The 12,535-nt window shown below is 73.7% G+C and carries 12 protein-coding genes; 9 read left to right on the plus strand and 3 right to left on the minus strand.

All coding sequences use genetic code 11. From position 1 onward, the window contains the following. Positions 1 to 48 precede the first annotated feature (48 nt). Genes AW16_RS0104525 through AW16_RS0104535 form a run of 3 tightly spaced genes read left to right on the plus strand, consistent with a single transcriptional unit; the run spans position 49 to position 2,744 of the window. Positions 49 to 468 carry a DUF6325 family protein gene (locus AW16_RS0104525; protein WP_029288301.1) on the plus strand — a complete coding sequence of 140 codons (420 nt, stop codon included), beginning with the start codon at positions 49 to 51 and terminating at the stop codon, positions 466 to 468. Between the two features lie 27 nt (positions 469 to 495). Further along, positions 496 to 798: an SHOCT domain-containing protein gene (locus tag AW16_RS0104530; RefSeq protein ID WP_051681648.1), complete on the plus strand. Its 303-nt coding sequence runs from the start codon at positions 496 to 498 to the stop codon at positions 796 to 798. Between the two features lie 26 nt (positions 799 to 824). Further along, on the plus strand, positions 825 to 2,744 hold the full coding sequence (locus AW16_RS0104535; RefSeq protein WP_029288299.1) for an alkyl/aryl-sulfatase: 1,920 nt from the start codon (positions 825 to 827) through the stop codon (positions 2,742 to 2,744). A gap of 106 nt (positions 2,745 to 2,850) precedes the next feature. On the opposite strand, the gene AW16_RS0104540 is transcribed toward AW16_RS0104535, so the two are convergent. Next, positions 2,851 to 4,308 carry an MFS transporter gene (locus AW16_RS0104540; protein ID WP_051681647.1) on the minus strand — a complete coding sequence of 486 codons (1,458 nt, stop codon included), beginning with the start codon at positions 4,306 to 4,308 and terminating at the stop codon, positions 2,851 to 2,853. A 113-nt stretch (positions 4,309 to 4,421) separates the two neighbouring features. On the opposite strand from AW16_RS0104540, the gene AW16_RS17525 reads away from it, so the two are divergent. From AW16_RS17525 to AW16_RS0104565, 5 genes are all read left to right on the plus strand, one after another. Beyond that, entirely contained in the window at positions 4,422 to 4,889 is a 468-nt protein-coding gene (locus AW16_RS17525; protein ID WP_051681646.1) for a MarR family winged helix-turn-helix transcriptional regulator, read from the plus strand. Continuing rightward, positions 4,886 to 5,836, plus strand: coding sequence for an LLM class flavin-dependent oxidoreductase (locus tag AW16_RS0104550; protein ID WP_029288296.1), 951 nt, complete (start codon positions 4,886 to 4,888; stop codon positions 5,834 to 5,836). Before AW16_RS17525 ends, AW16_RS0104550 begins: the two co-directional genes overlap by 4 nt. Positions 5,837 to 5,917: 81 nt before the next feature. Continuing rightward, positions 5,918 to 6,475: a DinB family protein gene (locus AW16_RS0104555; RefSeq protein ID WP_029288295.1), complete on the plus strand. Its 558-nt coding sequence runs from the start codon at positions 5,918 to 5,920 to the stop codon at positions 6,473 to 6,475. A 46-nt stretch (positions 6,476 to 6,521) separates the two neighbouring features. Continuing rightward, positions 6,522 to 7,481 (plus strand): diacylglycerol kinase family protein, encoded by a 960-nt coding sequence (locus tag AW16_RS0104560; RefSeq protein ID WP_029288294.1) that lies wholly within the window; start codon positions 6,522 to 6,524, stop codon positions 7,479 to 7,481. A gap of 15 nt (positions 7,482 to 7,496) precedes the next feature. Further along, on the plus strand, positions 7,497 to 9,272 hold the full coding sequence (locus tag AW16_RS0104565; protein ID WP_197021549.1) for a GAF domain-containing SpoIIE family protein phosphatase: 1,776 nt from the start codon (positions 7,497 to 7,499) through the stop codon (positions 9,270 to 9,272). Here the strand turns inward: AW16_RS0104565 and AW16_RS0104570 are convergent. After that, on the minus strand, positions 9,235 to 10,470 hold the full coding sequence (locus AW16_RS0104570) for an Nramp family divalent metal transporter (RefSeq protein WP_029288290.1): 1,236 nt from the start codon (positions 10,468 to 10,470) through the stop codon (positions 9,235 to 9,237). The genes AW16_RS0104565 and AW16_RS0104570 overlap by 38 nt on opposite strands. An 88-nt stretch (positions 10,471 to 10,558) precedes the next feature. On the opposite strand from AW16_RS0104570, the gene AW16_RS0104575 reads away from it, so the two are divergent. Then, positions 10,559 to 11,635 (plus strand): GNAT family N-acetyltransferase, encoded by a 1,077-nt coding sequence (locus AW16_RS0104575; protein ID WP_029288288.1) that lies wholly within the window; start codon positions 10,559 to 10,561, stop codon positions 11,633 to 11,635. 34 nt (positions 11,636 to 11,669) lie between these two features. Here the strand turns inward: AW16_RS0104575 and AW16_RS0104580 are convergent, their stop codons facing one another. Continuing rightward, a complete protein-coding gene (locus AW16_RS0104580; protein WP_051681644.1) occupies positions 11,670 to 12,449 on the minus strand; it encodes a hypothetical protein in 780 nt (259 codons plus the stop codon). Positions 12,450 to 12,535 lie beyond the last annotated feature (86 nt).

Here is a 12,535-nt window from a genome sequence, read left to right on the forward strand (position 1 = left end):
GTGCACGCCGACGACGATCCCGTCACCGGCCGAGCGAAGGAGACGTCGATGTCCGTCGGACCCGTGCAGTACGTGCTCATCGCCTTCCCTGGCAGCCGGTTCACGGGCGAGATCGTTCCTGCCCTCGTCGACCTCGTGGAGCACGCCACGATCCGCGTGATCGACATCGTGTTCATGAAGAAGGACGTCACGGGCGCCGTCGAGGTGTTCGAGTACGACGCGCTCGAGGAGACCGCCGCGTTCGCGCACCTGCCCGGAGAGGCGGGCGGGGTGCTCGGTGACGACGACATCGCGCGGGCCGCGGCCGATCTCGAGCCCGGATCGTCGGCCGTGCTCATCGTGTGGGAGGACACGTGGGCGACCGAGCTCGCGGTAGCGATCCGGGACGCGGGCGGCGTGATCCTCGCCGGCGAGCGCATCCCCCGCGACGCCGTCGAGGCCGCGCTGGAGTCCGTGACGAGCGTCTGAGCACGCCATACCGAGAGGAGCACGACCATGATCCGTCGTCCCGTCGCACGACCCGCAGCCCGCGGGCTCGTCGGCACCGCGGCCCGCACGGCCGTCGTCGCGGGCACCGCCGCCGCAGTGTCCGGCCGCGTGGCCCAGGGGCAGGCAGCGCGCCAGGCGGCGCAGCCCGCTGCGGCCGAGCCCGTTCCCGCCCCTGCCCCGGCTGCGCCGGCCCCGGCGTCCGTCGACGAGATCGCGGCGCAGCTGACCCAGCTCGCGGCGCTGCGCGACCAGGGAGTGCTGACTCCCGACGAGTTCGCCGTGCAGAAGGCCCGCATCCTGGGCGCCTGAGCGCCCCGTCCCGAGGAGCTCACGCCATGTCGCACGTCCATCCCCTGCCCCCGACGCCGCAGACCGCGGCAGCCAACCGCGAGGCTCTCGAGCACCTCCCGATGCACGACGTCGACGACTTCGCCGATGCTGCCCGTGGCCTGATCGCGCCGCTCACCGAGGCCGTGCTGCACGCGGACGGGACGCCGATCTTCGACCCGTCATGGTTCGACTTCATCGAGGACGACACCCCTGCTCCGGACTCGGTGCACCCGAGCCTGTGGCGGCAGGCGCAGCTGATGAAGCGCGGCGGCCTGTACGAGGTCGTCGCGGGCCTGTACCAGGTCCGCAACAACGACATCGGCGACCTCACCGTCATCGAGGGCGACGACGGTCTCGTCGTCATCGACTGCACCACGGGCATCGAGAGTGGCGCGCAGGCGATGCGCATGATCCGCGAGCACGTGAGCGACAAGCCGGTCGCCGCCGTGGTCTACACGCACACGCACGCGGACCACTACGGCGGCGTCAAGGGCGTCGTCGACCCTGCCGACGTCGCGAGCGGGAGGGTGCCGATCATCGCGCCCGGCACGGTGCGGTCGTTCGACCGCTTCGCCATCGGGGAGAACGTCGTCGCGGGCGCGGCGATGGCGCGTCGTGCCCAGTACGCGTTCGGCAGCCTGCTCCCGTACGGCGAACGCGGTTTCGTGACGTGCGGCATCGGCAACGCTCTCGGCAACCCGACGATCTCGTACATCTCCCCGACCGATCCGATCACGCGCACGGGCGAGCGGCGCACGATCGCGGGGATCGAGCTCGAGTTCCTCTACGCGCCGGACACCGAGGCGCCCGAGAACATGCACGTCTGGATCCCGCAGCTCGGGGCGCTCACGTGCGCCGAGAACGCCAACCACGCGCTGCACAACATCCAGACGCTACGCGGTGCCCGCACGCGAGATGCACGCAACTTCGCGCGGTTCCTCGACGAGACCCTCGAACGGTGGGGGGACGAGGCCGCGGTGCACTTCGGTCCGCACACATGGCCAGTGTGGGGCAACGCGTCCGTGACGGAGTTCATCGGCTCGCAGCGCGACACCTACAAGTTCATCCACGACCAGGCGCTGCGCTTCGCGAACAAGGGCTGGACGCCGCTCGAGGCCGCCGAGGAGATCGAGCTCCCGCCTGCGCTCAGCCAGCGTTGGTACAACCGCGGCTACCACGGGACCGTGCACCACGACGTGCGTGCGGTGTACACGAAGGAGCTGGGGATGTGGGATGGCGACCCGGTGTCGCTCAACCCGCACACACCCGTCGAGACCGCTCGGCGCTACGTCCAGCTGGTGGGCGCCGAGCGGCTGATGGAGGAGGGCCGTCGGGCGCTCGAGCAGGCCGACTACCGGTGGGCGACGCAGGTCCTGCACCACGTGGTGTTCGCCGAGCCCGAGAACACGGAGGCCAAGGAGCTCGCGGCGCGCGCGTACGAGCAGCTCGGCTACCAGGCGGAGGGACCTCAGTGGCGTGGAGTGATGCTCACGGCGGCGCTCGAGCTGCGCACGGGCGTGCGTTCGTCAGGCCTGACGAGCGCGAGCGACGACTCGATCAACGCGATGCCGGTCGACATCCTGTTCGACTACGCCGCCGTGCACGTCGACGGCCGGAAGGCAGCCGACGCCGACGTCCTGATCGACATCGCGCTGACCGACCAGCACGACGACCCGCACGACGAGCGCTGGCACTTTTGGGTCCGGCGTGGCGTCCTCAACGCGCGCCGAGGACCGAGCCCGTCCCCTCGGCTCTCGCTGAGCGGTCCCAAGGCGTCGCTCGTCGCGGTGCTGCTCGACCCCGCGTCCGCGGGTGCGCTCGTCGACGCGGGCGCTCTGATGCTGACGGGGGACCCGTCCGAGCTCGACGCGTACGCCGCGCTCCTGGACTCAGCCGACCCCGTGTTCCCGATCGTGACGCCCTGAGCCGGGTGCCACGCGCTCGGTACGTGGCGGCGACCACGCTCGAGGGGAGCGCCGTCGCACGGCGCGGCCTGCCCGGGGTCGATGCCCCGGGCAGGCCGATGCGCCGTCAGTGCGCGAGCACCGCCTCGGGCTCCGGGTCCACGACCGTCGTCGCCGTGCCGGCTGAACGCCGCGGGATGAGCAGCACGATGCACGCACCCAGCGCAGCGGCCGCCGCACCGATGACGAAGCACAGCCGGAAAGCACCGTGCGTGGGGATCGCCGCGCCGCCGAGGTCCATCGTGCGACTGGTCAGGACGACGACCATCACGGCCCCGGCCACCGTGGTACCCATCGACCGCATGAGGCTGTTCACGCCGACGCTCGAGGCCGCCTCCGCCGCGGGCACGTTGGTGAGGATGAGCGTGGGCATCGCCGCGTAGCCGATGCCGACGCCCGCCGCGGCGACGCACGACGCGAGCATGAGCTGCCACGGCGCGTTCGTCATGAACACCGCCAGGACGTAGCCGCCGGCGATGACGAACGCCCCGGTCGCGAGCGTGAGCCGTCCGCCGAACCGCGTGAGCAGCCGGCTCGACACGGGCGCGAACAGCATCATGACGATTCCGGCCGGCGCCATCCACAGCCCTGCGGCGAGGATGCTCTGGCCGAGGCCGTAGCCCGTGGCCTCGGGCATCTCGAGGAGCTGGGGGACGACGATCGACTGCGCCATCATGCCGAAGCCGATGAGCACGGCCGCGACGTTGGTCAGCAGCACGGGGCGCTTCGCGGTGGTGCGCAGGTCGACGAGCGGGTCGTCGTGCCGCAGCTGGTACGCGCCCCAGACGAGCAGGACGACCACGCCGCCCGCGATCATGCCGATCGTGCCGAGGCTCGACCAGCCCCAGTCGTTGCCCTTGGAGACGCCGACGAGCAGGGACACGAGCCCGATGGCGAGGCCGATCGCGCCGAGCACGTCGAGCCGGCCGGGGTGCGCGTCGTGGATGTGGGGCAAGACCGTCGCGGAGAGCACGACCATGAGAGCGGCGAGCACCGCGGAGACCCAGAACAGCATGTGCCAGTCGTGGCTCTGCGCGATCCATGCCGCGAGCGGCAGGCCGAGCGCGCCGCCGACGCCGAGCGTCGCGCTCACGCCCGCGACCGCGGTGTTGCGCATGTGCGCGGGCGTGACCTCGCGGACCATCGAGATGGCGACGGGGATGTAGCCCATCGCGACGCCCTGCAGCACGCGGCCGACGAGCACCGGTCCGACGGTGTCCGACACCGCGCACACGAGCGAGCCGACGAGCAGGATCGACGCGGACACGACGAGGACGGGCTTCTTACCGACGAGGTCCGCGAGCCGCCCGGTCACGGGCATCGCGACCGCGGCGCCGAGCAGTGTCGCGGTGACGACCCACGACGCCGTGCTGGCGGTGGTGTGCAGGAGCTCGGGCAGCTCGCTCTGGATCGGGATGACGAGCGACTGCATCAGCGCGGAGCAGAGGCTCGCGAAGCACAGGACCGCGACGACGACGACCGCGCGACGGTCGGCGCCCGCGGGCGCGGCGGGGGTGGGGTTCATAGGGCCTTCTTCGACGAGGTTGCGATGTGTAACCTACACATCACCGGTATGTAGAGTACATACGTCGGCGCCGGATGCCAACGACGACGAGCACGCCGCGGGAGGATGGGCCGATGGACGCCAGGACGCCGGACCGCTCGTCGGCGCAGCCCCCGCCCGACCTCTCGCCCGACCGGGCCGTCGGCTGGCTCATGCGCCAGCTCGCCCGGCACATGCACCTCGCCGAGCAGCGCATGCGCCTCAACACCGCGGACATGCGCCTGCTGTGGCTCCTGTCGGACGGTCGACCCCGCACGCTGCGCGAGGTCTCAGACGCCCTCGGCCTCGAGCAGTCCACGGTCAACCGCCAGGCCAACGCCGCTCTCGACGCGGGCCTGCTGCGCCGGTTCGACGAGCCCGGGCACACGGCCCGCCTGCTCGAGCCGACCGACGAGGGCCGGTCCGCTCTCGAACGCGACCTCGCAGGCGCGCTCGGGGCCCTCTCGGCGAGCCTCGACACGCTCGGGCCGGACGCGGAGACGTTCCTCTCCCTGTTCGCGCGCTTCGTCGAGGCCTACGGCGACGCCGTGGAGGAGCTGTGACCGCACCCCGGATCGGCACGATGCTGCCGCGCGACCTGCCCGCGTCGCAGGTCCTGCCGTTCGCGCGCCGGGCCGACGAGCTCGGGTTCGACGAGCTGTGGGTCGTCGAGGACCTCGGCTTCCGCGGGGGAGTCGCGCAGGCCGCGGCCGTGCTCGCCGCGACCGACCGCATCCACGTGGGCATCGGCATCCTGCCCGCCGGGGCGCGCAACGCCGCGTTCGCCGCGATGGAGGTCGCGACGCTCGCGCAGCTGTTCCCCGGGCGCGTGACGATCGGCGTCGGCCACGGCATGCCCGGGTGGATGCGACAGGTCGGGACGTGGCCGCGCTCACCGCTGACCCTGCTCGGCGAGCACGTGTCCGCCGTGCGCTCGATCGTGCGTGGCGAGCGCGTGAGCGTCGACGGCCTCGTGCACCTCGACGACGTCGTGCTCGACCCCTCGGCGGTGCCCGACGAGGTCCCCGACGTCCTGCTGGGCGTGCGCGGACCGCGGTCGCTCGCGCTGTCCGGCCGCGTCGCGGACGGCACCGTGCTGGCCGAGCCGGTGACCCCGCAGTACGTGCGGGCTGCGCTCGAGCAGGTCGCGGCGGCCGGGCCGCACCGGCTCGTCGCCTACAACGTCGCGGCCGTCGACGACGACGAGGCCGCCGCGGTCGACGCCGTCCGGCCCGCGCTGCAGTGGGTCGGGGACCCCGACTGGGCGCCCCACCTGGCGCCCCTCGAGATCGGCGCCGACGTCGCTGCGCTCCGCGCGGCCTCGGCCGGTCGCGAGGAGTTCGCACGAGCGCTGCCGGACGCGTGGGTCCGCGAGCTGGCGCTCGCCGGCACTCCGCAGCGCGTGCGCGCACGCATCGACGAGCTCACACGCGTCGGGGTGACGAGCAACGTCCTGGTGCCCGTGGGCGACCCGGCCGCCGCGCTGGAGCAGCTCGCCCGCGTGCTCTGAGCCGACCCAGCCGACCCGGTGGGCGCCCCCACGCAACCCCCACGCAGCCCCCGCGCCAGGCGCCCGGATACGCTCGCGGGCATGACGACGCCGACGACGCCCACCGACCCGTCCCCCGCTCGCGTCGACCCGCCGCTGTCCGGCTCCGAGGCCGAGACGCTGCTCGGCTTCCTCGAGTTCCACCGGGCGACCCTGCTCACGAAGTGCGGCGGCCTCACCGACGAGCAGCTCCGGCAGACGCTCCCGCCGTCGACGATCACGCTCGGCGGGCTGCTCAAGCACCTCGCGCTGGTCGAGGACAACTGGACCTCGGAGGTCCTGCTCGGGAGCGATGCCCTCGAGCCGTGGGCGTCGGTCGACTGGTCGGCGGACCGCGACTGGGAGTGGAACAGCGCGGCGCAGGACACGGGTGCGGAGCTCCTCGCACTGTACGCGACGTCGGTCGAGCGGTCGCGGCGCATCGTCGACGACGCGCTCGCCTCCGGGGGCCTCGACCAGCTCTCGGTCCGGGAGAGCCGCCACCACGGCGGCCGGTTCAGCCTGCGCTGGATCCTCGTGCACCTCGTCGAGGAGTACGCGCGCCACAACGGGCACGCCGACCTGGTGCGCGAGTCCATCGACGGCAGCACGGGCGAGTAGCACCCCAGCGGTCGCGCGAACGGGCGGGCACCCGCAGACTCTCGGCGTGGCCCGAACACCCCAGCGCACCGCCGTCGTCGTCAACGCCCACCGCGTCACGGGCACCGACGAGCTGCGCGAGCAGATCACCAGCGCGCTCGCCGACGCGGGCTGGCCCGCCCCCGCGTGGCTCGAGACCACCGCGGAGGACCCCGGGACGGGCCAGGCGCGTCAGGCAGCGCGCGACGGCGCGGAAGTCGTCATGGTGTGCGGCGGAGACGGGACCGTGCGGGCCGTGATCGAAGGCCTCGTCGGGACCGACGCGGCGCTCGCCGTGCTCCCGGGCGGCACGGGCAACCTGCTGGCCAAGAACCTGGGCATCCCGACCGACGTCGACGGGGGCGTCCGCGCCGTGACCGCGGGCGAGCGCCGACGCATCGACGTCGGCGAGGTGGACGGGCAGGCGTTCGCGATCATGGCCGGCATCGGCTTCGACGCGAAGATCATGGACGACGCCCCGGCACGCGTGAAGAACGTCATGGGCCCGGTCGCGTACGTGTTCTCCGCGCTGCGGCACCTGGTCGACCGCGAGATGCACGTCGAGATCACCGTCGACGGCGGCGAGACCCTGCGCCGGCATGCGCGCACGGTCGTCGTCGGCAACGTCGGCCGGCTCCAGGGGGGCGTGGACCTCCTGCCCGACGCGAGGCCCGACTCGGGCGAGCTCGACGTCGCGGTCGTCGCGCCGCGCAACATCGGGCACTGGCTCAAGCTCGTCGTCGCGATCGCGCTGCGCCGCCGGCACGCGCCCCACCGCGAGACGTTCCGCGGCTCGCACGTGCTGGTGCGCGCGGGCGCACCCGAGCCGCGTCAGCTCGACGGCGACGTGATCGACGACTCGACGACGCTCGAGGTGAGCGTGCGGCGCTCGGCCCTCACGGTGTGCGTCGCCGCGGCCGACGAGCGCGCGGACGACATCGCCGACGTCGACGCTCGCCCCGGGGGTGTCCGTGACGCTGCGTCCTGACGCACAATGCCGTCCGTGAGAACCAGCGCCGGGCCGCCGGACGACGACGTGCGGGAGACCGCCCGCACCGGTGCCGACCTGCTCGGACCCACCACCGACGCGGACCCCGCCTACGAGCGGTTCGCGCGCCTCGTGCAGGCGTACCTGCACGTCCCCGTCGCGCTCGTCACGTTCGTCGGCCCCGACGGCCAGCGCTTCCCGGGCGCCCTGGGGCTGCCCGAGCCGTACCAGTCGCGGCGCGGCACGCCGCTGTCGCACTCCTTCTGCCAGCACGTCGTGGCGCGCGACCGTCCGCTCGTCGTCTCCGACGCCCGCACGGTCGACCTGGTGCGCGACAACCTGGCGATCCCCGACCTGGGCGTGATCGCCTACGCCGGCTTCCCGCTGCACGACCGGGAAGGCGTGGCCGTGGGCAGCCTGTGCGCGATCGACGACCACCCGCGCGAGTGGACCCACGACGAGCTCGAGGTGCTGCAGGACCTGGCGCTCGCGTGCGGCTCGGAGATCCGGCAGCGCGAGGCGGTCGCCCTCGCGGACCGGCGCGAGGAGCACGCGCGGGTGCTGCTCGACCTGTCGGAGGCGTTCACGCGCACGCGCACCCCGCACGACGTGCTCGACGCCGTCGAGCGCGCGGCGATCGAGCTCACGGGCGCGAGCAGGGCCGCGATCGGCGTGGTCCGCGGGGACATGCTCGAGTGGGTGCGGCACGCCGACGTCCCCGGCGGTCCGCCGACGCTGTGGCAGCGCGAACCCGTCACCAACCGCGCGTCGCCGGCGATCTCCGCGATGCTCGGCCGCCGGCCCCTGCTGTTCGACGACGCGGCGCAGATGGGTGCCGCCTTCCCGCTCGTCGCCGGAGTGGGCGGACCTGGCGCCGCGGCGTTCCTGCCGCTGACCACGTCGACCGCGCTGCTCGGCGCGATCGTCCTGCGGTGGGACGGGCCGCGGACGCTCACGGGCGTGCTGGGCGACCTGGTGGTGACCCTCGCGAGCGACGCGTCGACGGCGTTCGAGCGCGCGCAGCTCCTCGAGAGCCGCACGGACGTCGCGCGCACGCTGCAGGAGGCCATGCTCTCGCGCCTGCCGGAGCCTGCCGGCGTGACGCTCGAGGCCGCGTACGCGCCGGCCGAGGTCACCGAGCAGGTCGGTGGCGACTGGTACGACGCGCTCGAGCTGAGCGACGGCGGGTTCGCGGTCGTCGTCGGTGACGTCACGGGCCACGACCTGCAGGCCGCGACGCTCATGGGCCAGCTGCGCCCGATGCTGCGCAGCCTGCTGTGGGAGCACGACAAGCCACCGTCGCGCGTGCTGGAGCTGCTGGACCGCGCGAACGTCGGCACCGGTCTGCAGGCGACGGCCACCGCGATCCTCGCCCGGCTCGAGCCGCCGACCCCGCACGGGCGGCGCCGGCTCACGTGGTCGAACGCGGGCCACCCGCCGCCGTTCGTGCGCCGCGCGTCGGGCGAGGTCGAGCGGCTCGACGCACGCCCGGACCTCCCGCTCGGCTTCGTGCCCGAGCGCGCACGCACCGACAGCAGCGTCAACCTGCGCCCGGGCGACACGCTCGTGCTCTACACGGACGGCCTCGTCGAGCGGCGCACGGGCGACCTGCCGGGCGCGCTCGACCGCGCGCAGGCCGAGCTCGCGAGAGCGGGGCGGCTGAGCGCGCGCCGCGTCCTCGACGGGCTCGCCCCTCCGGTCGAGCGCCACGACGACGTCGTCGTGCTGACCATGCGCCTCGACGACGCCGACGTCACCCCCGCAGCAGGAGACCCAGCAGAGCCACGTTGAGCGCGACGACGAGCACGACGACCGTCACGAGCACCGCGTGCAGCCGTCCGCCGTTGCGGGCGTCACCCATGACGTCCCGCGAGCGCGTGAACCGTACGAGCGGGACCACGGCGAACGGGATGCCGAAGCTCAGCACCACCTGGCTGACGACGAGCGTCCACGTGGGGTCGGCACCGACGGCGAGCAGCACCACCGCGGGCACGAGCGTGACGACCCGGCGCACCAGGATCGGCACGCGGCGGTGCAGGAGGCCCTGCATGATCGTCGCGCCCGCGTACGCCCCGACGGACGTCGACGCGAGCCCGGACGCGAGCAGCCCGACCGCGAACGCGACGCCGATGCCGGTGCCCAGCGCCGCGACGATCGCGGCGTGCGCCCCTTCGATCGTGTCGGTGCCCGGCAGCCCGCGCAGCCCGGACGCGGCGAGCAGCAGCAGCCCGATGTTGACGATCCCGGCGACGACGAGCGCGGTGCCCACGTCCCACCTGGTGGCACGCAGCAGCCGGTCGCGCGCGGGCCCCGCGGGCGCGTGACCGTGCCGGTCACGCGCGAGGGCGGAGTGCACGTAGATCGCATGGGGCATGACGGTCGCACCGAGCATGCTCGCCGCGAGCAGCACCGAGTCCGATCCGTCGAACCGCGGGACCAGGCCGGACAGCACGCCGCGCGCGTCGGGCGGGCTCACGACGAGCCCCGCGAGGAAGCCGATCGTCACGACGGCCAGGAGGCCGACGACGACCGTCTCGAACCGTCGCTGCCCGTACCGGTCCTGCGTCGCGAGGACCGCGAGGGAGACCACGCCGACGATGATCCCGCCGAGCCACAGCGGCACCCCGAACAGCAGCTGCAGCGCGATGGCCCCTCCGACGACCTCCGCGATGTCGGTCGCGGCCGCGACCAGCTCCGCCTGGACCCAGAACGCGAGCCTCCCGCGCCGGCCGAGGCGGTCGCCGAGCACGTCGGGCAGCGACCGCCCGGTGACGAGCCCCAGCTTCGCCGACTGGTACTGCACCAGCACGGCCATCGCGTTCGCGACGACCAGCACCCACAGCAGCAGGTACCCGTAGCGGGCCCCCGCGGTGAGGTTCGCGGCGACGTTGCCGGGGTCGACGTACGCCACGGCGGCGACGAACGCGGGTCCGAGCAGCCACGGCAGTCGCGTGGCGCGGCTCGTCGGCCGCGTGGCCGTCGTCGTCATCCGGTCCTCCGCGTCTGAAGTTTCGGTCTACCGAACTCTACGCGTATTCCGGTGGACGCGGCGCTCGACGCGGCGGACGCTGAGGGACATGTGGGAGCTCCAGGAGGTCACGGTCCCCGCGTCGGGACAGCCCGACAACTCGGCGACGCTGCTCGCGTACGTCGACGTCGCCAACGCCGTCACGCTCGACACCTGGGGCGAGGTCGACTTCTGCCGCGACGCCCTCGAGGTGCTCGGGTCGCTGCGCGCGCAGGCCTACGAGCGCAAGGTGCGGCTCGTCGCCCTCGAGGACGGCCGACCCGTCGGGTACGGCGCGCTGAACCTGCCGCAGCGCGACAACACGCACACCGGGTACGTCGAGCTCGGGGTGCTGCCCGACGACCGACGCCGCGGCATCGGGTCAGCGCTCTACCACTCGCTCCTCGCGATCGCACGAGACTCCGGCCGCACGCGCGTCACCGCGTCGACCGACTTCCGCACCGAGGCCGCTCCCGACCAGGACGCGCTCGTCGCCCCCACGGGGTCGGGCCGGGTGCCCGCGGACGACCCCGGTGCACGCTTCCTGCTCGCGCGCGGCTGGCGGCTCGAGCAGGTCGAGCGTCGCTCCGTGCTGCACCTCCCGCTGCCCGCCGGGACGCTCGACGGGCACCTCGCCGACGCCCAGGCTGTCGCGGGCGACGACTACCGGCTCGTGCTGTGGGACGCGCACTGCCCCGACGAGTGGGTCGACTCGTTCGCGTACCTCCAGTCCCGCATGAGCACCGACGCCCCCACGGGCGGCCTCGACTACCGCGAGGAGACGTGGGACGCGGCGCGCGTGCGCGACCAGGAGCACGAGTTCGCCGAGCGCCGCCTCGGGTACCTCGCGGTCGCGGCGGAGCACGTGCCGTCGCGCACACTCGTCGCCTACTCGGCGTTCCTCACCGTGCCGCACACCGACGCGTACGTGCACCAGCACGACACGCTCGTCGTCGCCGAGCACCGCGGCCACCGACTCGGGATGCTGGTCAAGGCCGCGAACCTGCAGCGCCTCGAGCGCGACCTGCCGGCCGTGCGCCGCGTCGGGACGTGGAACGCCGAGGAGAACTCGTACATGCTCGCGATCAACGTGCGGCTCGGTTTCGCACCCGAGGGCGGGGCCGGCGAGTGGCAGCTCGACCTGTGAACGAGCGCGTGAGGACAACCGACGCGGGCGACCGCTAGATCACGCGCTCGCCGCGCGCCGCCATCGACCACCACGCGCTCCAGCGCGCACCCACGTCGGCGAACGTCGCATCGTCGACCCCGTACGCGTTGAGCACCGCGTTGACCGCACCGTTGGGCGGGTCGCTCGCGACGGGCGTCTCCTGCAGCACCAGGAGCGCCGCGGTGATGCCGTGCAGGTGCAGCCCCAGCTGCTGGTCGGTCTTGAACCAGACGGTGCCGCCGAGCAACGTCCCGTCCGGCCGACGAGCCTGCACGTTCCCCCCGACCGGGACGCCGCGCACGCCGTGCAGCCCCGCGCGGGCGAGCAGCCGGTCACGCGAGGTGCCGGCGTCGAGGCCGATCACGGCGAGCGTGCGCCGCTCCTCGCCGGGCTGGACGCCGAGCGCGAACCGCAGCTGCTGCGCCGACGCGATCCACAGCTCGTCGAGCTCGTCGCGCACGCCGTCGTACGCCGCGTGCGAGCCCTCCCGGCTGGGCCGGGTCACCGAGAGCCGTGTCCGTCCACCACCGGGCGCCCGGCGGCCTGCCGTCGCGGCACCGGTCGCCGCGGCTTCGGTCGCCGGGACACCCGCCGCGGAGCCCGTGGTCGCGCGGGCCTCGACGACGAGCACGCTCCGGGGCCACGTCAGCGTGCGCGTCGTCGTGCCGTCGCCGGTCCGCTCGTGCTCGTCGGGCGCGTCGACGACGTCGTCCCTGATGCGCTCGTCGAGCTCGGCGTCCTCCCACCGGAACCAGCGCCGCACGAGCTCGGGCTCGCGCAGGTGCCGCCACACCGATGGTCAACCTCGTGGTGCGCTCGCTGCGGGTCGACGGTCGCTGGGGGCTCGACCACTACGCCGCGCTCGGCACCGTGCAGGGT

This window comes from Cellulomonas sp. HZM (assembly GCF_000708885.1).
Taxonomy (GTDB): Bacteria; Actinomycetota; Actinomycetes; order Actinomycetales; family Cellulomonadaceae; genus Cellulomonas.